Below are 22,424 nucleotides of genomic sequence, written 5' to 3'. Positions count from 1 at the left end.
GGCGAACAAAATTATTTAATAAATGCGTAAAAACAGCAAATCAATCAACTCATGCAAGACTTTTTAACTATTTAGAATTAATCTAAAATATTAACTGTTTTATGACAATTTGATCACCTTATTTTTCAGTACCCCGAATACTGAATCTTCATCGCAATATTTCAACGAAACGTTTCCTGTAAATTTTCCAAAAGCCGGCAGTATCGCCTGATCTTTACAGAAGCTGAACGATGGCAGCGTTACAAACTGGCGCCCTTTGCCTCTTAATAAAACGCCGGGGTGAATATGGCCGGAAACGGGATATAAGTCATGTACTTCTTTAACCGGTTCATGAGTAAAGAGAAAAGGCTCTAACTCAAGTTCGGCAACTACTTTAAAACGAGCAGCATGATAATACTTATCGTGCAAAATATCGTGATTTCCACGTACCAGTATCATCTCCAAATCAGGGAACAGATCGCGCCAAAGCATAAGCCATTCCCAGTCATTGTTCATATCGCTGTGAAACAGGTCGCCTAAAAACAACAAAGTTTTTGGTTTGAGATCATGGATTAAATCGGACAAGACAGCAAGATCTTCCTGCTCCATCAATTTAGGAATTGCAATACCTGCTTTACGGAAATGGCCGACCTTTCCCATGTGGACATCGGCAACGATCAGCATGTTTTTATCTTTCCAGTAAAGCGCTTTTTGGGGAAGTAAACACAATTGCTGCCCCAAAAATTGCCAGTCCAACCCATTATGCACATTCATTGGCGCTAAAATAAGAAAGCCTTTCGCTTATTAAACGAAAGGCTTTTGATATATAAAACTTATTAATTATCCTCCGATAGGAAACGAGTACCTGAACTGGGCACCATCAGGGGTGATGCCGCTTAATTGCAGCATATCACCTTTACCAGCCGAAAGCGCTGCATCGATATCATCCACACTGTTAACAGCTTTACCATTCACAGAAGTGATAACTGTTCCTTTCGGAACTTCCTGCTGGTCAAATATTCCACCTGAACGCACTTCCGAAACAACAAGGCCTGAGTTGATATGGTAGCGTTGTTTTACCGTTGATGACAATGGAGCAAAGCTTGCACCTAATTTATTGTAGATCTCTTCGTTTGACCTGCCGCTATTTCCAGCAAGTTTCACTTCGTCGTCTCCCTTCAACGTGATAGTTGCCTGGCGTTCTTTGCTATCACGGATATAAGAAATGTTAATCTTATCGCCCGGACGGAGACGGCCAACACGTTCCTGCAAATCAGCTGATGAATTGATCGTGTTACCTTCTACTTTCGTGATAACATCTCCTTTCTTTAAACCTACAGCTTCAGCTCCGCTATTTGGAACTACCGCGCTAACATATAGTCCGTTGATTTGCGTAGTACCAACTTCTTTCGCTTTATCCGCATCCAGATCAAGGAAGTTAACGCCAATATATCCACGTTTTACCGTTCCGTACTTCATAAAGTCATCCAGAACTTTTTTCGCAAGATTAATCGGGATCGCGAATCCATAACCTTCATAATTTCCGCTTTGCGACGCGATAGCGGCGTTGATACCTATCAATTCACCGTTTGTATTGACTAAAGCTCCGCCACTGTTTCCACGATTAATGGCAGCATCTGTTTGGATAAACGACTCGATTGCAGAACTCGCGGCAGGTGCAGCATTTCTGCGTTGATATGGGTTATCATCATCACCCTGGCTTAAAATTCCAATGCTTCTGCCTTTTGCACTTACAATACCTGCGGTTACAGTGGTATTCAAAGTAAAGGGATAACCTACTGCCAAAACCCATTCGCCAACACGAACATTGTCTGAATTGCCCATTTTTACGAGCGGTAATTTGGTTGCAGAAACTTTGATCAATGCTAAATCTGTATTAGGATCGCGACCAATGACTTTGGCTTTTAACGAACGCTTGTCGGTTAAAATTACGCTGATGTCAGTAGCGTTTTCTACCACGTGATTATTTGTAACGATATAACCGTCATCCGAAATAATTACGCCCGAACCCGAAGCCATCACCGGAGCTGACTGACGCTGACGTCCACCGAAAAAATCGTTGAACATATCATCAAATGGATCAGCGCCACCGCCGCCACGAGTTTGTCCTTTATAGGTTGTTTTTATATGCACAACAGCCGGTGAAACTGCTGCTGCAGCCTGAGTAAAATCCAGATCACCTGTTGATGAATTTACGTTTAGCGGATTATTTGTGAAATAAAGTTTTTGTTTGTCCTCCAAGCTTCTGCTGTCTGCGTACTTATTTTCAATTAATTTATAAGTGCCCAACGCCAACGCCCCACCAACAAAAGCGGTTAGAAGTGTAATTGCTATTTTTTTCATGTTGTTAAATTTCTAAGATCTCTACCTTCAACTTCAAAGTTAATACCACTTATGAGGTTCTTGCAACTTTCGTCGTTTGATATTTTGTTAAAAAATGTTAAACACATAAAGGCGTCATTATGTGTGCCTTTAAATGAATGCATTGAGTAAATTTTGTAATCTTGCATGAAGATTTTATGAAAATACATTTCTACAAATATCAGGGTGCGGGCAACGATTTTATTTTAGTGGACAATCGTGAAAAATTATTACGAAATCCATCAATTGAGACTGTTGCAGGACTTTGTGATCGCCGTTTCGGTATCGGAGCCGATGGATTGATGCTGCTTCAACACAAGGAAGGATTTGATTTTGAAATGGTTTACTATAATGCCGACGGCAAAGAGGGCAGCATGTGTGGTAATGGCGGACGTTGCATTGTGGCGTTTGCGAAGCATTTAGCAATCATCGACTCAGAAACAAATTTCTTGGCAGTCGACGGGCCGCATTATGCCAAAATTTCCGAAAATGGAGATTGGGTGAGTTTGCAGATGATTGACGTTGACAGGGTTAAGACCGATCAGGACGCTTTCGTTTTAAATACCGGATCGCCGCATTACGTGCAGCAGGTTGAAAATCTGCAGGCAAAAAATGTTTACCACGACGGAAAAGCCATCAGAAATAATGAAACTTATGTACTCAATGGCATTAACGTAAATTTTGTAGAGGATTTTGAAGATCATTACTTTATCCGCACGTTCGAACGGGGAGTTGAAGATGAAACCTATGCTTGCGGAACGGGTGTTACTGCTGTGGCATTGGCAATGGCTAAAAAGAAAAATCTAACAGGAAATATCAGCAGTCCGGTCCGGGTACTTGGCGGCAAGTTGAATATTCGCTTTAACTACGATGGTTCGAAGTTTACCGATATATTTTTAGAAGGACCGGCGGAGTTGGTGTTTGAAGGCGAGATAGAGGCAAATTAGCGATTTCGAGTTCTAATTGTCGTCGAAGATTAAGACACTCAATGGCATATTTAATCAAATTCTGTTTTGAAGCAGTTTATGCTGAGGGTTGAATTGTTTAAAGGAACCTGATACTAAGGGATAAATCTTATATATTCATTTTAGAAAGCAGTTTCCGTGTTTCAATTAACATTAGTCGGGCTGTCCGCTGTATCTTTTTTTTCCAAGCTTATATCCTCCGCTCAAAAAAGGATGCCGCTTCCATCCCGTTTATTGCACTTCGGCAATACTTACTATGATCGTTTGCGGTCACCGCACATGATCTTTTACAGTAGCAATATCCTTGCATTTTAAACCCGGGCAAAGCGGATACCGGCCAGGTGGCTAAGGCCCGTGCAGTATGAGCGAAGCACGGGAATATCTGATCCGATGAAAATCTTCCTTTGCTTTCCAAACCTTAAACCAATTAAATATAATTTTCACATAACACATCTATCTCATCTTCTCTGATCAACTTAAAATATCTAGCCCCACATTCTTCAAATCATTTCACCTGATCAAAACTTAACAAATTGAATGACATCATTTTCCTTCAAATTGAGTTTATACCATTTTCCGAATACGTCATCCAATCCTACAAATCACTTTCTTCCACTTCCAAATAACTATCTGAAAATATTGATTGAAAACAATTACTAGCTAACGACGGCTATTTTACAAATTCATCACTTTATAAATTACCCCGCAAACAGCCCTATTAATTTCCCTACGCATAAATCCTTAAAAACCTTACTTTTGCCCCTCATAATTATTACACCATGCACAGAACACATACTTGCGGTGAGCTAAGCTTATCAGATCTGGGGAAAGAAGTAACCCTTGCAGGTTGGGTACAAAAATCACGCGACCTGGGCGGAATGACATTTATCGATGTACGTGATCGGTACGGAATTACGCAGCTTACCTTTAATGCCGACGATGATGCGACGCTTCGCGCTAACGCCCGCGAACTGGGGCGCGAGTACGTGATCAAAGTGAATGGAAAGGTAATTGAGCGTTCGAGCAAAAACCTAAAAATCCCTACCGGAGAAGTTGAAATCAAAGTTTCGTCACTTGAAGTTTTAAACTCAGCAAAGCTGCCTCCGTTTTTAATTGAGGATGAAACTGATGGCGGAGACGATCTTCGCATGAAATACCGTTACCTGGATTTGCGCCGTAACCCGGTTCGCAATAACCTGGTACTTCGTCATAAAATGGCGCAGGAAGTGCGTAAATATTTAGACGGTTTAAACTTTATCGAGGTTGAAACACCTGTTCTGATTAAATCAACGCCGGAAGGAGCGCGTGATTTCGTGGTGCCAAGCCGCATGAATCCTGGTGAATTTTACGCTTTACCGCAGTCGCCGCAAACGTTTAAGCAATTGTTGATGGTTTCGGGGGTGGACCGTTATTTTCAAATCGTAAAGTGTTTCCGTGATGAAGATTTGCGCGCTGATCGCCAGCCGGAGTTTACGCAGATCGACTGTGAAATGTCATACATCGAGCAGGAAGATATATTAAATGTGTTCGAAGGATTGATCCGCCACCTTTTCAAAGCTGTAAAAGGAATTGACCTGGCTGAAGTTCCGCGTATGAGCTATGCAGATGCGATGCGTTTATACGGTTCCGACAAACCGGATATCCGGTTTGGAATGCAGTTCGTTGAGTTGAACGATGTAGTGAAAGGCGTTGGTTTCCCTGTATTTGACAATGCGGAGCTAGTTGTCGGTATCAATGCGAAAGGCTCGGCGGAATATACACGCAAGCAATTAGATGAACTTACCGACTTCGTAAAGCGTCCGCAAATCGGCGCCACAGGAATGATCTATTGCCGCCATAATGCGGACGGATTAAAATCGTCGGTTGATAAATTTTTTAACGAAGACGAACTGAAAAAATGGTCGGCTGCGTTTAACTCTGAAGTCGGTGATTTGATGCTGATCCTGGCCGGTCCGGCCGACAAAGTTCGTAAACAGTTGAACGAGCTTCGCCTGGAAATGGGGACAAGACTAGGTTTACGCGATAAAAACACTTTCGCGCCGCTTTGGGTATTGGATTTCCCTTTACTGGAATGGGATGAAGAAACAGAACGCTACCATGCGATGCACCATCCGTTCACATCGCCGAAGCCGGAAGACATCGCTTTACTTGATTCAAAACCGGGAGAAGTGCGTGCCAACGCTTACGACATGGTACTTAATGGAACTGAAATTGGCGGCGGATCAATTCGTATCCATGATCGAGCCTTACAATCTTTAATGTTTAAGCACTTAGGATTTAGTCCGGACGAAGCACAAAAACAATTTGGCTTCCTGCTGGACGCCTTCGAATATGGCGCTCCGCCGCATGGTGGAATTGCTTTCGGATTTGACCGTCTGTGTTCACTGTTTGCGGGGTTAGATACAATCCGCGATGTGATCGCTTTCCCAAAAAACAATTCAGGCCGTGACGTGATGATCGATTCACCATCGACGATTGACGACAAACAATTGAATGAGCTGAAGATCAAATCAACGATATAATTTATCGAGCCGGAGTTTTCTCCGGCTTTTTTGTTTTTCAGAAAATTTAGTTATTTCACGGATGATTAAATTTCTACTCCTTCCACTCTTCGCCCTTTTATCAATTCCTTGCCTTGCTCAGCATTCTATCGAAGATCGTTATGACGACTTCAATATCGCCAGAACCAGTAATAAAGTGTCAACAGCGATCGAAATAGGCGAGCAGCTGTTACAAGATTCCAGCGAACTTTCTCCTGGTATGCGAACCGCGATTTATGACCGCATGGCAAAACTTTACGAAGACAATAACCAGATCGAAAAAGCCAAGCCGCTGTATTTGAAAGTCTCTTCGCTTGAGCCTGATTATTATGTCGCCCACCGGGCACTTGGCTTTATTTATCTGAACGAATTAAAGCCTATTTCAATAAAAGTGAATTCCTCAAAAGGTGATCCCGCCGCGCATAAAACTTTCCAGGCGCAATACAAAAATGTCGCATTGAAGGCTGTTGCGCATCTGGAAAGAGCTGTGGCCTGCGATCCCGATGATACCCAGACAGTCTCTTACATTAAAACCATTTATCAAAACCTTAAGTTAGCGGAAAAACTAAGCACACTAGATGCACGCCTTAAACAGTTGGGAGTAAACTGCAAAACTATCATCACCGAATAAGAATCAGTTTAGAAGGCCCCCTCAATTATATCAATTAAACAATATTGTGTTATCGCTGTTAAAAGCAGATGAAAAAATCAAGCTTGCTTTACTTGTTGCCGCTAACACTTTTCGCATGTAACTCGGCGACAAAAAAGAGCGAAACAACAGACAGTTCTGTTACTACTACAAAAACAATTACCGATAGCGTTACTGTCACTACTTCAAAAACCTGTTATCAGCTCGTAAGCGGTAATACCAAACGGGATACTGCAAACATCAGCCTAACGGTTACTGGCAATGAAGTTGGAGGCACTTATAATAATATGATCTGGGAGAAAGATTCCCGGAAAGGAACGTTGGTCGGCACAAAACAAAACGACGAAATTATCGGAAGCTGGAAGTTTATGCAGGAAGGCATGACTGACTCGCTACCGGTAGCGTTTAAGATACAGGGCGATAAACTGCTGGCAAAGGATTACAGTTTTGACTCTAAAACAGGAAGACAATTCATAAGTGATACGGCCGCTTACAGTCGTACATTTTCCACCGTCGACTGTAAGGAATAGCGAGCTGTTGCATGTTTAGGCTATAAATAACTATCTTCGGAATTACACTTTTTCTATGTACAGCCGAAGAAAATTTATTGCATCAACAACTGTGGCCGCTGCCGCATTGTCTACTGGTTTCAAGCGACTCATCGCTGCAGAAAAACTTCCCGCCGGTATTAAGCCTATCGTTATATCAACCTGGGATGAAGGCCTGAACGCCAACCAGGGCGCCTGGGAAATCTTAAACAAAGGTGGCCGGGCACTCGATGCCGTTGAAGCCGGTGTAATGGTAACTGAAAATTCCCAAAACTGCTGTGTAGGCTTAGGTGCAAACCCAGACCGCGACGGATTCGTCACCCTGGATGCGAGTATTATGGACGAAAATTTTAACTGCGGAAGCGTCGCTGCCATTGAGCGTATAAAGCACCCTATCAGCGTAGCACGTAAGGTGATGGAAAAAACTCCGCATGTTATGCTCGTTGGGCAGGGAGCGCAGCAATTTGCCGTATCTCAGGGCTTCAAGCTCGAGCCGCTGAAACTGAGTGACGACGCTGAAAAAACTTACAAAAACTGGTTAAAGACTAGTGAATATAAACCGATCGTCAATATTGAAAACCAGAAGGCAGCACCGGCAAAATTAGGCGACAAATACAATCACGACACCATCGGCATGGTGGCGCTTGATGCGAATGGCAATCTAAGCGGTAGCTGTACCACAAGTGGAATGGCCTTTAAAATGCGCGGCCGCTTGGGAGATTCGCCAATTATCGGGGCTGGTTTATATGTCGATAATGAAGTCGGGGCGGTAACCGCCACCGGGCAGGGCGAAGACGTTATTCGTGTCGCCGGCTCACACAGCGTAGTCGAATTTATGCGTCAAGGCCTGTCTCCCAGGGAAGCCTGTAAAAAAGTCGTGGAGCGTGTTGCAAAAATTAAAGGTGCTAAAGCAAAAGACATCCAGGTGGCCTTCATAGCGCTGAATAAAAATGGCGAGCATGGCGCGTATGCCCTCCAAAAAGGATTTACATACTCTGTCTGCGATAAAAACAATCAGAAACAACTCTTAAAAACTTCCAGCTATTTCGACAATGAGTTATAGCCTGGAGATATGTGCGAATTCTATTCAATCGGCATTAAACGCACAAACCGGTGGCGCTTCACGAATAGAGTTTTGCGATAATATTCTGGAGGGCGGAACGACGCCATCTTACGGTGCAATAAAACAGGTAGTGGAGCATCTCACTATTCCTGTCTTTGTATTGATCAGACCGAGAGGTGGCGACTTCGTGTACAGTGATGAAGAATTCGCTGCAATGAAAGACGACATTCAATTTTGCAAAGAAATCGGCTGTCGAGGTATTGTTACAGGTATACTAAAAGCAGACGGAACCGTCGATGTTCAACGTACCACAAAACTTGTAGAACTTGCCAAACCACTACAACTGACATTCCATCGGGCTTTCGATGATTGTGTAAATATGGATCAATCGCTGGAAGATATCATTCAACTTGGATTTGATCGAATTCTTACTTCCGGAGGCAAACCAACTGCATTTGAAGCTATTTCGACTTTGTCAGAGTTAGTAAAAAAAGCGGATAACCGAATTAAAATTGTACCGGGTTCAGGTATTACCGAAACAAACATCATTGATATCGCAACTGCAACAGGTGCCGAAGAATTTCATACGACAGCAAAAACACTCAGGCAAGGCGTTCATTATTCAATGTTCAATGATGAAACGATCGTCCAAACAGACACAGAAAAAGTAAGGGCAATCAGCAAGATTTTGAATTCATTGGACAGTTTAGTTTAAACCATATCTTTTGAATTGAAGGAGTTAGGAGCAATACGCTATATTTAAGGATCAAAACCAGCGTATGAAAAAAATACTAATCTCTCTGATTACACTTAGTACCATTACGGCTCACACATTTGCGCAAAACAGTCCGCTTAAAATCAAAATCAATCAGGAAACCGACAAAATTGAAAAACAGGTAATTGCCTGGCGGCGTGATTTTCATGAACATCCCGAACTCGGAAATCACGAAGTACGTACCTCTAAAATTATTGCAGATTATCTCAGATCACTTGGTCTTGAAGTCAAAACTGGTGTGGCAAAAACCGGCGTGGTCGGCATTTTAAAAGGCACAAAGCCCGGGCCGGTTATAGCATTGCGTGCCGATATGGATGGCTTGCCGGTTGTGGAAAGAACACCTGTTCCGTTTGCTTCAAAAGTTAAAACAACGTTCAATGGCCAGGAAGTTGGCGCCATGCATGCTTGCGGCCATGACTCGCACATGGCTATTTTAATGGGAACAGCCAAAGTCTTATCTGATATAAAAAATGATTTGAAGGGGACCGTGAAGTTTATTTTTCAACCGGCAGAAGAGGGACCGCCATTTGGAGAAGAGGGAGGTGCAGAGTTAATGGTAAAAGAAGGCGTGCTGGAAAACCCGAAAGTTGAGGTAATTTTTGGCCTCCACATTAATTCACAAACCGAAGTTGGAAAAATAACTTACCGTCCGGGCGGAACCATGGCAGCGGTTAACGATATGCAAATAATCGTAAAAGGAAAGTCCGCGCATGGTGCCTATCCCTGGTCTTCTGTTGATCCGATTGTTGCTTCTGCACAAATTATCAATAACCTTCAGCCGATTATTAGCCGAAATTTAAATGTCACAGAGAATCCCGCTGTTGTTACTATCGGATCGATTCATGCCGGCAACAGATCCAACATCATTCCTGAACAGGCCGAGATGATGGGTACGATCCGGGCGATGAGCAAATCTGACGAGAAAATGGTCATCGAACGGATTAAGCAGGTTGCCACTAAAACCGCGGAGAGCGCAGGAGCAACAGCCGAGGTTAAAATCCCCTTTAGCGTTCACTATCCGGTTACTTATAACAATCCGGCTTTAACGGAAAAAATGTTGCCGACTTTAATTGAAAGCGCAGGTGCAAACAATGTTTCGTTAAAACCACCGGTAACAGGGGCAGAAGATTTTTCGTTTTACCAGGAAAAAGTTCCGGGATTATTTTTCTTTTTAGGCGGAATGCCGAAAGGCCAGGATCCATTAAAAGCCGCATCACATCATACACCAGACTTTTTCATTGATGAAAGCGGATTTAAGCTTGGCGTCAAAACGTTTTGCAACCTGGTTGTCAACTACATGGCGATGAAAAAGTAACAAAGCAGATAGCTAATTTCACGATTTAAGTAAAAACCGTATTTTCATCGCATTTTAATTATCTTATTTCATGATAAAAGTTATTTTAAAGAAGCTTAGTGTTCTAAGCTTTTTATTTCTTTCGCTATTGTCATTACCGGCATTAGCTCAGTTTGGCCAGGACACCTATTGGTCTGCAGACGGAAGCAAAGTAATGCAAATTACCTCTGAAGGTATGGTGGAAACAGATCCGGTGAACCCATCAAACACCCATGTACTAATTCCGCGTGAAAAATTGACGCCGGCCGGATCAACAACTCCATTGAATGTAAGTTTATTTTCATTTTCGGACGACCGCAAAAAAGTTATCATTTTCACAAATACTAAAAAGGTTTGGCGTTATAATACCCGCGGCGATTTTTGGGTATACGACCTGCAAAATCAAACATTAAGACAACTGGGTAACGGTAAACCATCGTCATCGCTGATGTTCGCTAAATTTTCCCCCGACGGAAAAAAGGCTGCGTATGTTAGCGGACACAATATTTATGTGGAGGATCTTGTTTCGGGTGCAATAAAGGCTTTAACAACTGATGGCTCCCTGAAATTCATTAACGGAACATTTGACTGGGTTTACGAAGAAGAACTTGATTGCCGCGATGGCTTTCGCTGGTCGCCAGATAGCAAGTCTATAGCTTACTGGCAGCTTGATGCAACGAAAACCAAAAATTATTTAATGCTCAATACTACGGATTCACTTTATCCATATACGGTTCCGGTTGAATATCCGGTTGTTGGTGAAGATCCAAGCCTTTGTCGTGTAGGCGTTGTTTCAGCGAATGGCGGGCCTACTAAGTGGATGAATGTTCCCGGCGATGCCGTTCAACACTATATTCCAAGGATGGAATGGGCAGCAAACTCTACTGAACTAATTATTCAACAGTTGAATCGCCGGCAAAATGAAAGCAAAATAATTTTATGTAATGCTTTAACCGGTACAACTAAAGCAATTTATACTGAAACCGACAAAGCCTGGGTTGATGCGAAAGCGGAAGCCATCGGTTGGACCTGGACAACCAGCGGTAAAAGTTTTATTTGGCTGAGTGAGAAGGACGGCTGGAAACATATTTATTCAATCAGCCGCGACGGAAAGGAAAAGCTGATTACAAAGGGTGACTTTGACGTAATCAGCCTGAACCTTGTTGATGAAAAAAATGGCCTGATTTATTTTATGGCTTCACCGGCGAATGCAACACAATCTTATTTGTACAAAGTTAAGCTCAACGGAAGCGGCGCGGCTACGCGGGTCACTCCAGCTGAGCAATCGGGAACCCATAGTTATGATATCTCGCCGAATGGAAAACTCGCTTTTCATGATTACTCAAACGCTGTAAGTTTCCCTGTATCTGAGGTTGTGAGCCTCCCGGATCACAAAGTGATAGGAAAGGGTGAACAGAGGCTTAACGGGACAAGAGCGTTACCTAAAGTCGAATTTTTTAAAGTTACCACAGAAGACGGCATTCAAATGGACGGCTGGATGGTAAAACCAAACAACTTTGATCCTTCAAAAAAGTATCCGATCGTTTATACAGTTTACGGAGAGCCAGCATCACAAACTGTTACTGACCGTTATGGAGTTGGTTACAATCGCCTTTACAATGGAAGTATGGCTGATGACGGATATATTTATGCGTCGCTTGATGGACGCGGATCACCTGCACCAAAAGGCCGCGAATGGCGTAAATCTATTTACCGCAATATTGGAATAATAAACATCCGCGACCAGGCAATGGGTGCAAAGGCGATGTTTAAACAATTTAATTTTATTGACACAAGCAGGGTTGCTGTTTGGGGATGGAGTGGCGGTGGTTCATCCACGCTAAACCTGCTATTTCAGTATCCTGAGATATATAAAACAGGAATTTCTGTGGCCGCCGTTGACAATCAACTGAATTACGATAATATTTACCAGGAGCGTTATATGGGTCTTCTTCCTGAGGACCGTGAATATTTCGTAAAAGGTTCGCCGCTATCACATGTACAGGGCCTTAAAGGAAACTTGCTGCTGATTCATGGAACCGGCGATGACAACGTTCACTACAACAACGCCGAGCAGATGATCAATCAGCTTATTAAATACAATAAGCCATTTCAAATGATAGCCTACCCTAACCGCACGCACAGCATTTCGGAAGGTGAAGGAACCAGTAAGCATCTGGCAACAGTATTTACTAAATTCTTAAAAGATAATTGTCCGCCGGGGGCGAAGTAATAACAAAAAAGAAAGGCCCTCCGGTATGAGGAGGGCCTTTCTTTTTAAATACATTTTTTAAAAAGGCAAATCATCTCCTGCATCTTCCTCCGCGAAGTTCACGGGTTCTTCTGTTTTATGTGTATTTACCGGTATCCCATGACCATTGCCATTTTCAAAATCGCTTTTACGACCAAGCATGGTAAAATTTTCGGCAACAACTTCAGTAGTATATTTTTTATGTCCTTCTTTATCCTCGAAGGATCTTGTTCGTAATTTCCCTTCGATGTAAACGAGCTTTCCTTTCTGCAAATATTTGGAAGCAACATCTGCAAGGCCGCGCCACATTACAATGTTATGCCATTCGGTTTGCTCAACCTTCTTTCCGTCTTTATTGAATGTTTCTGATGTTGCCAACGGAAAGCTGGCCACGGTAACGCCTCCCTCTAGGTGCCGCACTTCAGGGTCCTTGCCCAAATGCCCCACCAAGATAACTTTGTTAATTCCCGACATGAAGTTTATAACTGATTAATTTAATTCAATTTAGAAATTTATTTAGAAAAGAAAAAATTAATTTGGGCTGTGCGAGGTTTCTAACTTCTTCATAATCTACATATTGCCAGTTCATTTTCGAAGCGAAACGTTCTTCAAAATCCTGGATTTCAATAAATGTGGCATGCAAGTTTTGATGGCTTAAAACATGCTTGATGGGACCAGTTATTTTTTTCGCTAAAACATCCCCGAAATTAGATCTTACCTCTGGCGAAGCAAGCAATTCTTCAATTGATACGGCTTGCGAAGTTTCAAACAATGGTAGTTCATACAGATTTTGCCAGATGTCATTTGCTCCGCGTTTATTAACTAAAAGCCTGTTATTTTTCGACACAACGAAATAATAAAAATACCGGTCCTTACTTGCCACCTGTTTAAGCTTAACCGGTAGTTCTTTAACCTTTCTATTTCGAAAAGCATAACATCCGGGTCGTAACGGACATGTCGGGCAATCCGGATTAAACGGTTTGCACTGCAAAGCGCCGAATTCCATTACAGCCTGATTGTAAATTCCTGGTTGTTCACGGTCCATAATCTCATCGGCTAGCTCGCCAAATGTCTTTTTTCCTTTGGTTGAGTTAATGGGAATATCCACACCGAAATATCGCGACAGCAAACGGAAAACATTTCCGTCAACCACCGCCTTCGCTTCTCCTACCGAAAAAGATGCAATTGCAGCTGCTGTATACTCGCCAACACCTTTCAGTTTAATAAGCTTATCGTAGGAAGTAGGAAAGTAACCTCCATGCTCATCCATAACCAGATTTGCCGTATAGTGCATATTCCGTCCACGCGAATAGTAACCCAGCCCCTGCCAAAGTTTCAAAATTTCGTCTTCCGTTGCAGAAGCAAAATGGGATACGGTCGGATAGTTTTCAAGGAATCTGTTGAAATAAGGCATACCCTGCTCTACACGCGTTTGCTGCATAATTATCTCCGACAGCCATATAATATAAGCGTCATTTGTATCTCGCCACGGCAGATCGCGTTTATTTTTTAAGTACCAGTTAATTACTTCTTCGGAAAAAATCATTTAATAATTAGCGTCGTTTATATGATTTGCAAAAATATCTTACTATTTGTTTTATAGCGAGTTGGTAACAAAAAAAAGAGGATTTTATTTCAGCAATTCAATTTAAAGCTATACTTTTGCAACCCCAAAACAGGGATAGAACAACAAATTTTATTACACATATAAACATGACTAAAGCAGAAATTATTACGGAGATTTCCAACAAAACAGGTATCGAAAAAGTAGATGTTCAGGAGGCTGTTGAGGCATTCTTTAAAGTGGTAAAAACTTCTATGGTTGCCGGCGAGAATGTATATGTAAGAGGTTTCGGAAGTTTCGTAGTTAAAAAACGCGCTAAAAAAACGGCCCGTAATATTTCAAAGAATACCGCAATCATTATCCCGGAACATTTCGTACCAAGCTTTAAGCCTGCTAAGGTTTTTGTAGAAAAAGTAAAAACAGGAAACAAGAAAAAAGCGGAGGCTTAATTTCCACTCATAGGCATGTTAAATACCAAACAAATAGTAGTTATATCAACAGTTGCTGCATTGATGGCGGTACTATTTTTTATGGACATTAAAGGCCTTGTAAAACCTAAAGAAACCCGTGGCGCCGGTATGACTACCGAAACAGCGTCGCAGCCGGTTTCCATAAGCCTTGAAAGCATCTCGACAACTGCAAAAAACAGTTTAAGTGCAAATCTGGCACAACAAATTACAGATCTTGAGGCTTCGCTAAAGCAAGCTTCAGGATCTGATAAATTAAAATTACAGCAGCAGTTAGCCCAAAAGTGGGACGACGTTAATCAGCCGGCGCCGGCCTCATTTTATCATGAAATGGTTGCCCAGCAAGTTAACGATTATCCAACCTGGCTAAAAGCCGGTGATGAGTTTACAGATGCGTATCAAAATACGCAGGACACACTCGTACAACCCGGACTGGTTCAAAAAGCTATTAATGCTTATAAAAACGCGCAGCAGCTACAACCTAAAAGCCTGGATGCAAAAACGGGGTTAGGAGTAGCTTACGTAAGTGGCACACCAAATCCGATGCAGGGAATACAGCTTTTACTTGAGGTGGTTAAAGAAGAACCCAGGAACGTAAAAGCTAATATGAACCTCGGGTTATTTTCCATGCGTTCAGGACAGTTTGATAAAGCCGTTAACCGCTTCAAAACTGTTAATGATATTAAACCAAGTCCGGAATCGTGGTTTTACCTTGCATCAAGCTATGAAAACATGGGCTTGAAAGACGAAGCTATTGCAGCCTATTTAAAAAGCAAAGAGCTGGCCGCCGATCCGGGATTAACGCAATTTGTAGAAAAGAAAATTGCAGAATTAAAGAAATAAACAGAATTATAAAACATTTAAAAAATTAATTATGCCAAGCGGAAAAAAAAGAAAAAGACATAAAATGGCTACCCACAAACGCAAAAAACGTTTAAGAAAAAATCGTCACAAAAAGAAATAATACGTTCTGAGTATCTCCGAGTCAGACTGGTTAAGCTTTGTCAAACGCGCTCGGATCCATCACTCAAACACAGCAATAACCTCCCGCAAAGAAAGCGATGGAGGTTGTTGTGTTATTATTTAACTCATCTTAGTGTTGAACAACGATGGCATCACATGCCGTCACTAAAGGAGTAGCTATTGGTAAAGGAATTAATTATCAATTCATCCCAAAACGGGGTGACTATCGCTTTACTGCAAGACAAGCAACTCGTAGAACTTCACACAGAGCACATTAACAACAATTACGCTGTTGGTGACATTTATCTTGGCAAGATAAAAAAAATCATGCCCGGCTTAAATGCAGCCTTTGTGGATGTTGGTTATGAAAAAGACGCTTTTTTGCACTATCTTGATTTAGGGCCGCAAGTACAGTCGCTCATAAAATTAACCAAGATTGTAAAGAACGGCAGTTATAAAGAAAAACTGCTGAATAGTTTTAAACAAGAGCAAGACATTAATAAATCCGGAAAAATCTCTGAGATTCTAAGCCGGAATATGTTGTTGCCTGTTCAGATAGCCAAAGAGCCCATTTCAACGAAAGGGCCAAGGCTCAGTTCGGATCTTTCTATTGCAGGAAGATTTGTCGTATTAGTTCCGTTTTCGGATGCGATATCTATTTCAAAAAAGATACGCAGCAATAACGAGCGGAACCGTTTAAAAAAGATTGTAGAGAGTATCAAGCCAAAGCATTTTGGGGTGATAATCCGCACGGTATCAGAAGGAAAAGGCGTTGCAGAGCTACAAAAAGACCTGCTCGACCTGGTAGCAAAATGGGAAACTTTTTCTAAAAAGCTGCCTCTTACTGAACCTTCTAAAAAGATTTTAGGCGAGATGGGCCGTACATCGACCATTTTGCGTGATATTTTAAATCCCGATTTCGCAAATATTCATGTAAACGATCCGGGAATTTATGAAGAGATCAGATCCTATGTTCACGAAATATCTCCTGAACTGGAAAAGATCGTTAAACTATATAAGCATAAGGAGCCAATTTTCGAACACTTTGGCATCGAAAAGCAGATTAAAGTTGCCTTTGGCAAAACAGTAAATCTGGCTGGCGGAGCTTACCTGGTAATTGAACATACTGAAGCGCTGCATGTAATTGACGTAAACAGTGGAAACCGCACGGCTAATCCTGAAAACCAGGATGAAAATGCTTTGCAGGTAAACAAGGAAGCTGCGCGGGAAATAGCGCGTCAGTTACGTTTACGTGATATGGGTGGAATTGTTGTGATCGATTTTATTGATATGCACAAGCCACAAAATCGTAAAGATCTGTTCGATTACCTGAAGCAGCAAATGGCATTGGATCGCGCAAAACATACAATTTTGCCGCCAAGTAAATTCGGTTTGGTTCAGATTACCCGCCAGCGGGTTCGTCCGGAAATGAATATCATTACCAACGAAAAATGCCCGGCTTGTAATGGTACCGGCGAAATTAAAGCAAGTATTGTTCTGATGGATGACATTGAAAATAATCTCAATTACATCCTGAATGAACAAAATGAAAAAGATATTACGCTCTGTGTGCATCCGTACATCGAAGCGTATATCAAAAAAGGATTTATTAGCTGCCAGTGGAAATGGTTTTTTAAATATGGTAAATGGATAAAGGTTAAAAGTATATCCTCTTACTATCTGACCGAATTTCATTTCCTTGATGCGAAGGAAGAGCAGATAAAACTTTAAGAAGAAGCCTCTCAGATTTGAGAGGCTTTTTTTTTAAAAGTTCAGTTTCTTATAGGACTTTTTACCCAACCGAGCGTCATGTACATGAGTTTAGAAAAATTTCATGTTATCACGCTTTCAACCAACCTTTTCTCAAAGGAACAGTTTTTTGCGCTCCATATATAGCGCGCTGTTCTCACTTTGTTCCTGGCGGTATCTTTTTATACCAATCTGGACGCTGCTAGCCGTGGTTGTTACACACTACCAGCTTAAAGTTAACCTGATTAACAACTTCCTTATCTTCAGAGGAACTTATGTGCACGCGTTGAATGGCGTAAACCTATACGATTTCGATCCTTCCTGTTGCCAGGATACTAATCATTACGGACCTATATTTAGCCTGATCATGGCGCCGCTTTCATTCGTTGGTGTTCAGACTGCTTCCTATATTTTCCAAATCGCGAACGCGCTGCTTGTTTGGTACGCCATTGATAAATTACCACTTAATCAGTTAAAAAAGAACGCTATTTGCCTGATCTGTACACAGGAGCTGAACATGACGCTTCAAACATATCAAACCAACGGCGCTATTGCCGCCTTCATTATTCTCGGCTGGGTATGCATCGTAAACCGAAAAGATTTTTGGGGCGTTTTTTGGATGATGACTGGCTTTTTTATCAAGCTTTACAGTATTGTCGGATTAGTATTTTTCTTCATTTCAAGTAAAAAGAAGATGTTTATTTACGCTCTGGTGCCCGCCAGCGTAATACTCTTCATTTTGCCAATGGTGATTTTCAAACCGGCATTTATAACCCAGTCATATATCGACTGGGTTCATTCCTTACAACATAAAAATGAAATAAATCTGTTGGCATCAACAACTTACCAGGATGTCTCGGTTATGGGAATGGTTAAGAGGATTTTCAAAACAGAGAACCTGCCGCTTTTACCATTTCTGCTACCAGCGGCAGTCATATTCATGCTTCCCATTCTCCGAAAAAATAGTTTGAGCAGTATGGAAGCCAAATTTTCATTGCTGGCCTCGGCATTAATCTTTCCGGTATTGTTTAGTACAGGATCAGAAACGGTTACTTATATCATTGCCTATGCAGGAATAGGTATTTGGTTTGTTACCCGACAAATGCCGTATACAGCCTGGCAAATTATCCTGATGGTTATTGCTATTTATCTTGGTTCATTATTTGAAACAGATTTATGTCCGCACTATATAAAAAAACACTACATGATTCCATACGCCCTTAAAGCGCTTCCAACTTTAATGGTTTGGTTAACGATTATATATGAGCTGGTTTTTCCTGTCAAGCGAACTGAGCAAACTACGTCAAACGATACAAATAAAATACACCCCTTAACCCAACCGGCTTTAGTATGAGAATTAGCAACGGAAAAAAGATTTCAGTAGTTATTCCAGCATTTAACGAAGCCGCCAATCTTCCAAGATTACTCGAGAAGCTTACTGCGTCGTTAGCTGAAGCCGGTTATAATTTCGAAATCATTGTTGTAAATGATGGCAGCAGCGACCTGACGGTTACCGTAATGGATGAATTTCATGATCTCGACGACAGAATTCATTACATCAATTTATCACGAAATTTTGGACACCAAAATGCTCTGAAAGCAGGTTTGGACCATGCCGATGGTGACTGCGTAATTATGATGGACAGCGACATGCAGCATCCTCCGGAACTTTTGCCACATTTCATTTCGAAATGGGAGGAAGGCTACGAAATAGTTTATACACGAAGAAAATTCTCCGCAGATAGCGGTTTATTTAAAAACTCAACATCCAATCTTTTTTATTCGATTGTAAACAGTTTATCTGATACTAAACTAGAGCCGGGCACTGCAGATTTCCGCTTAATCGACCGAAAGGTAGCTGATGCACTAAAACAATTCAGAGAGATAGATCCATTTCTGCGAGGCATCGTCAAATGGCTTGGTTTCAAACAATATGCTATTGATTATATGCCGGAAAACCGGTACGCCGGCAAGAGCAAGTACTCGATCAAGAAGATGATAAAACTTGCCGTTCAGGGAGCTACCTCATTCAGCATTCGTCCGCTTTATACGGCCATTTATCTGGGCTTTACGTTATCCGGGATATCGGTTTTATACTTTCCATACGTTATGTACAGCTATTTTAACGGACACGCTATTGCTGGTTGGTCTTCGTTGATAATGACGATTGTTTTTCTTGGCGGAATTCAGCTGATAATATTGGGAATTATTGGCATTTATGTCGGTAAGGTTTTCCTGCAAACAAAGCTTCGCCCCAATTATATCGTACAACATACAAGTTTAAAATCCAAGGTCCATGATACTGTTGAGTTTTGATATAGAAGAATTTGATATGCCTATGGAGTATGACCGGGCGATCGCTTTTGAAGAGCAGATACGTATTTCGGTTGATGGCACCCGTAAAATCTTGCGCATGTTGGCAGATCACCACGTAAAAGCAACTTTTTTTTGTACTGCCAAATTTGCCTTAAGTGCCCCGGAAATTATTTACCAGATTGTTGACGAAGGACATGAGCTCGCCTCTCACGGCTATTTTCATTCGAGATTTTCCAACGATCATCTGTTAAGTTCAAAGATTACGCTTGAAAAGATTTCAGGTCAGCAAATTTTCGGTTTCCGGATGCCGCGCATGATGGCTGTAAACAATGATGAATTACAAAAAGCAGGTTATGAATATAACAGCTCAACAAACCCAACATGGTTGCCGGGAAGATATAACAACCTGGGATTAAAGAGAACGATACACCAAACCGGCAAATTATTTCAACTGCCGGCTTCTGTTACGCCTCTCTTTCGTATTCCATTGTTTTGGCTGTCGTTCCATAATTTCCCTTTATGGCTTTATAAGATACTTTGTGAGCTTACTTATTTTAAAGATAGATACCTGAACATCTATTTTCATCCTTGGGAATTTACGGATTTGAACGATAAGGAAAAATTCGGTTTCCCGGGATATGTAAGCAGAAACAGCGGCTCAGGCATGCTGGAGCGCATGGATAACCTGATCACCGATTTTAAAAGTAAAGGTTACGAATTTGGAACCATTAGCGAAATGCTTAAAATAAAGGAAAAAGTGAGCGAAAAAATATTTGCCATATAGGAATTTTAATTCCTGACTGTCATATCTTTAGCGGCTAAATTAATTCGCTTGAAGTTATCAGTTATTTTTAGGACAAGTTGCATTTGCCTCATCGCGTTTTTTTGGATAGCGTGCGAAAAAGGCGATGAAGAGTCGGTAAAAAGCAAGGCACCGCTGCATGATTACTGGATATCTGCAAGACTTAACAATAAAGATGCAGGAACCACATCAACAGCGACAGGGATTTTAAAAGGCAGCTACTCGGAGTCATCGAAAGAGTTTTCGTATGCTATAACTTTTGACAGTGTAACAGCGCAAACAGTTGAATTGTGTAAAGGTGCGCGTGGGGTTAATGGCAGCCGGGTTATCAAATTTTCACCAAACGACGGCGAACTATATAAATCCCCGTTGAAAGGAAAATTTACGGCTACAGCTTTGCAACAACGCGATTTAGTTAAAGGACTATGGTATATTTTACTGACGTCGAAAGAATATAAAGCGGGCGAAATCAGGGGTCAGATAACTTTAAAACAGAAACAGTAAGATATGGAATCACTGTTTCTAAAAATCCCGGACAATGACCGGGAAATTATTGAGGAGATCCGCAGAGGAAATAAAAAAGTTTTTGAAGCGGTTTATAAAATGAACTATAAAAAATTGTTCCGTATTGCCTGTTCTTACACAGGAAGTGCTCAAAGCGCCGAGGAAATCGTGCATGACGTTTTTCTCAACGTTTGGAACAAATCAGAAAAATTGGAAATAACTCAATCATTAAACAATTATTTGAGTCGCGCGGTTGTCAACCGGTCGATAAGTGAAATCAGGCGCGAAAAGCGGAAGGCTGAAAGCCTGGCGCCCTACGAGAGCCAAGAAGTTGAGAATTTGGCGTCGGAGAATGAAGCAGACCATCAAGAGTTGATTTTACAAAAGCTGGAACAAGTGTTGGAAACCCTTCCGCCGCAATGCAAAAAAGTGATGATGATGAGTCGTTTTCAAAAATTACAGCAAAAAGATATTGCCGCCCAGCTTAATATATCGGTTAAAACGGTAAAAAACCATCTAACATACGGTTTCAAAAAATTGCGCGAGCAACTGGCGGAGCAATACATTGAAAACGAACATCTAACAAACTATGGAAGATTTTAAAAACGAAGAAGCATTGGAATGGATCATCGATGAACTCGATGATGCGATTGCTCCTGACAATAAGCGGAAGCTTGACGATTGGCGTAACCTTAACGCGGAGAACGAAAAGACATATCGCGAATTTCAGCTGGTGCAAAACAATCTGGATATATTGTTATTGAGCGACCGTGCCGATGAAGAAAATTCGTGGAAAATACTTTCGTCGAAATTAGAAGACAGAGAAAAGCCGAAAACTTCTGCGTCTGTCGTGAAATGGGCTGCATGGCTAAGCATTGCTGCCTCACTGATATTTGTAGTCTCTTTCTTATTTTATCCGGGCTCAACACTAACCTACACTACGGCTAGCAAGGAAATTCGCCATATTATATTGCCCGATGGATCAACCGTGGACCTTAACCAAAACGCCAGCATCAGCTTTAATAAAAATACATATACAAGCAGCCGTGGACTAACACTGAACTACGGAGAAGCTTTCTTCGATGTGATACACGATCCATCAAACCACTTCGTGATCGATGCCGGCAATATTAAAATAAACGATCTTGGAACGAGCTTTAATCTTCTCAGAAATAAACAACAGGTTCAGGTAGCTGTTGCAAGCGGCCTGGTTAGCATTGAAAATAGCACAGCTAAGACGTCGGAAATGGTAACTCCCGGAAATAAAGCGGTTGTTAGCTACCAAACCGGGCAAATTTCAACAGCTTCTAACACAGACAAAAACTTCAAATCCTGGATAGACAAAAAGCTGATTTTTGACAAAACACCTTTAAAAGAAGTGGCTCAAAAACTCTCAGAAACGTATCATGAGACTGTTACGCTTAGATCAGCCAGCTTGACAAATCGCAAGCTTACTGCCACTCTTCAATATAAAGACCTTGACAGTGCACTCAATGTAATCACAACAACTCTTCAGATAAAAGTGAAAAAAAACACAACAGGATACTTACTGATTGAATAGCCGAATCTTGTGA

General features: G+C 41.6%; 21 protein-coding genes. 17 read left to right on the top strand and 4 right to left on the bottom strand.

Going from position 1 to position 22,424, the window contains the following annotated elements; genetic code table 11:
- Positions 1–99 precede the first annotated feature (99 nt).
- Together pdeM and GS399_RS11525 are read right to left on the bottom strand one after the other, a co-directional pair.
- On the bottom strand, positions 100–753 hold the full coding sequence (gene pdeM, locus GS399_RS11530; RefSeq protein ID WP_160844791.1) for a ligase-associated DNA damage response endonuclease PdeM: 654 nt from the start codon (positions 751–753) through the stop codon (positions 100–102).
- A gap of 66 nt (positions 754–819) precedes the next feature.
- The gene (locus GS399_RS11525) at positions 820–2,343 is read right to left on the bottom strand and encodes a Do family serine endopeptidase (RefSeq protein WP_160844790.1); all 1,524 of its coding nucleotides are present in this window, start codon (positions 2,341–2,343) and stop codon (positions 820–822) included.
- 176 nt (positions 2,344–2,519) lie between these two features.
- Between GS399_RS11525 and dapF the strand changes: the two genes are divergently transcribed.
- The 8 genes from dapF to GS399_RS11485 all read left to right on the top strand — a co-directional run bounded on the left by dapF (position 2,520) and on the right by GS399_RS11485 (position 12,467).
- The gene (gene dapF / locus GS399_RS11520) at positions 2,520–3,308 is read left to right on the top strand and encodes a diaminopimelate epimerase (protein ID WP_160844789.1); all 789 of its coding nucleotides are present in this window, start codon (positions 2,520–2,522) and stop codon (positions 3,306–3,308) included.
- 797 nt (positions 3,309–4,105) lie between these two features.
- Positions 4,106–5,848: an aspartate--tRNA ligase gene (gene aspS / locus GS399_RS11515; RefSeq protein WP_160844788.1), complete on the top strand. Its 1,743-nt coding sequence runs from the start codon at positions 4,106–4,108 to the stop codon at positions 5,846–5,848.
- A gap of 61 nt (positions 5,849–5,909) precedes the next feature.
- On the top strand, positions 5,910–6,497 hold the full coding sequence (locus GS399_RS11510; protein ID WP_160844787.1) for a tetratricopeptide repeat protein: 588 nt from the start codon (positions 5,910–5,912) through the stop codon (positions 6,495–6,497).
- A gap of 68 nt (positions 6,498–6,565) precedes the next feature.
- On the top strand, positions 6,566–7,045 hold the full coding sequence (locus GS399_RS11505) for a hypothetical protein (RefSeq protein ID WP_160844786.1): 480 nt from the start codon (positions 6,566–6,568) through the stop codon (positions 7,043–7,045).
- Between the two features lie 55 nt (positions 7,046–7,100).
- Positions 7,101–8,126, top strand: a complete 1,026-nt coding sequence (locus GS399_RS11500) for a glycosylasparaginase (protein WP_160844785.1) — start codon at positions 7,101–7,103, stop codon at positions 8,124–8,126.
- On the top strand, positions 8,116–8,841 hold the full coding sequence (locus tag GS399_RS11495) for a copper homeostasis protein CutC (protein WP_160844784.1): 726 nt from the start codon (positions 8,116–8,118) through the stop codon (positions 8,839–8,841). The genes GS399_RS11500 and GS399_RS11495 overlap by 11 nt, the downstream gene beginning before the upstream one ends.
- Positions 8,842–8,905: 64 nt before the next feature.
- Positions 8,906–10,216 (top strand): amidohydrolase, encoded by a 1,311-nt coding sequence (locus GS399_RS11490; protein WP_160844783.1) that lies wholly within the window; start codon positions 8,906–8,908, stop codon positions 10,214–10,216.
- A gap of 70 nt (positions 10,217–10,286) precedes the next feature.
- Positions 10,287–12,467 (top strand): S9 family peptidase, encoded by a 2,181-nt coding sequence (locus tag GS399_RS11485; RefSeq protein WP_160844782.1) that lies wholly within the window; start codon positions 10,287–10,289, stop codon positions 12,465–12,467.
- A 57-nt stretch (positions 12,468–12,524) separates the two neighbouring features.
- Here GS399_RS11485 and GS399_RS11480 read toward each other — a convergent pair whose 3' ends face one another.
- A complete protein-coding gene (locus tag GS399_RS11480) occupies positions 12,525–12,959 on the bottom strand; it encodes a single-stranded DNA-binding protein (RefSeq protein WP_160844781.1) in 435 nt (144 codons plus the stop codon).
- 25 nt (positions 12,960–12,984) lie between these two features.
- Complete coding sequence (gene mutY, locus GS399_RS11475) at positions 12,985–14,031, bottom strand: A/G-specific adenine glycosylase (protein ID WP_160844780.1); 1,047 nt, start codon at positions 14,029–14,031, stop codon at positions 12,985–12,987.
- 161 nt (positions 14,032–14,192) lie between these two features.
- On the opposite strand from mutY, the gene GS399_RS11470 reads away from it, so the two are divergent.
- The 9 genes from GS399_RS11470 (at position 14,193) to GS399_RS11430 (ending at position 22,411) form a co-directional block, all read left to right on the top strand.
- Positions 14,193–14,498 carry an HU family DNA-binding protein gene (locus GS399_RS11470; RefSeq protein WP_369410125.1) on the top strand — a complete coding sequence of 102 codons (306 nt, stop codon included), beginning with the start codon at positions 14,193–14,195 and terminating at the stop codon, positions 14,496–14,498.
- A 15-nt stretch (positions 14,499–14,513) separates the two neighbouring features.
- A complete protein-coding gene (locus tag GS399_RS11465; protein WP_160844778.1) occupies positions 14,514–15,359 on the top strand; it encodes a tetratricopeptide repeat protein in 846 nt (281 codons plus the stop codon).
- 300 nt (positions 15,360–15,659) lie between these two features.
- Complete coding sequence (locus tag GS399_RS11460) at positions 15,660–17,210, top strand: Rne/Rng family ribonuclease (RefSeq protein ID WP_160844777.1); 1,551 nt, start codon at positions 15,660–15,662, stop codon at positions 17,208–17,210.
- Positions 17,211–17,313: 103 nt separating this feature from the next.
- Positions 17,314–18,582, top strand: coding sequence for a glycosyltransferase family 87 protein (locus tag GS399_RS11455; protein ID WP_160844776.1), 1,269 nt, complete (start codon positions 17,314–17,316; stop codon positions 18,580–18,582).
- Entirely contained in the window at positions 18,579–19,544 is a 966-nt protein-coding gene (locus tag GS399_RS11450; RefSeq protein ID WP_160844775.1) for a glycosyltransferase family 2 protein, read from the top strand. The genes GS399_RS11455 and GS399_RS11450 overlap by 4 nt, the downstream gene beginning before the upstream one ends.
- Complete coding sequence (locus GS399_RS11445; RefSeq protein ID WP_160844774.1) at positions 19,525–20,328, top strand: polysaccharide deacetylase family protein; 804 nt, start codon at positions 19,525–19,527, stop codon at positions 20,326–20,328. The genes GS399_RS11450 and GS399_RS11445 overlap by 20 nt, the downstream gene beginning before the upstream one ends.
- 48 nt (positions 20,329–20,376) lie before the next feature.
- Positions 20,377–20,850, top strand: a complete 474-nt coding sequence (locus tag GS399_RS11440) for a CHRD domain-containing protein (protein WP_160844773.1) — start codon at positions 20,377–20,379, stop codon at positions 20,848–20,850.
- 3 nt (positions 20,851–20,853) lie between these two features.
- Positions 20,854–21,453: an RNA polymerase sigma factor gene (locus tag GS399_RS11435; RefSeq protein WP_160844772.1), complete on the top strand. Its 600-nt coding sequence runs from the start codon at positions 20,854–20,856 to the stop codon at positions 21,451–21,453.
- Positions 21,440–22,411, top strand: coding sequence for a FecR family protein (locus GS399_RS11430; protein WP_160844771.1), 972 nt, complete (start codon positions 21,440–21,442; stop codon positions 22,409–22,411). The genes GS399_RS11435 and GS399_RS11430 overlap by 14 nt, the downstream gene beginning before the upstream one ends.
- Positions 22,412–22,424: the final 13 nt, after the last annotated feature.

Origin of the sequence: Hufsiella arboris, assembly GCF_009834875.1 — a bacterium.
GTDB classification, from domain to species: domain Bacteria; phylum Bacteroidota; class Bacteroidia; order Sphingobacteriales; family Sphingobacteriaceae; genus Hufsiella_A; species Hufsiella_A arboris.
This window is presented reverse-complemented; position numbering and strand designations above follow the sequence as displayed.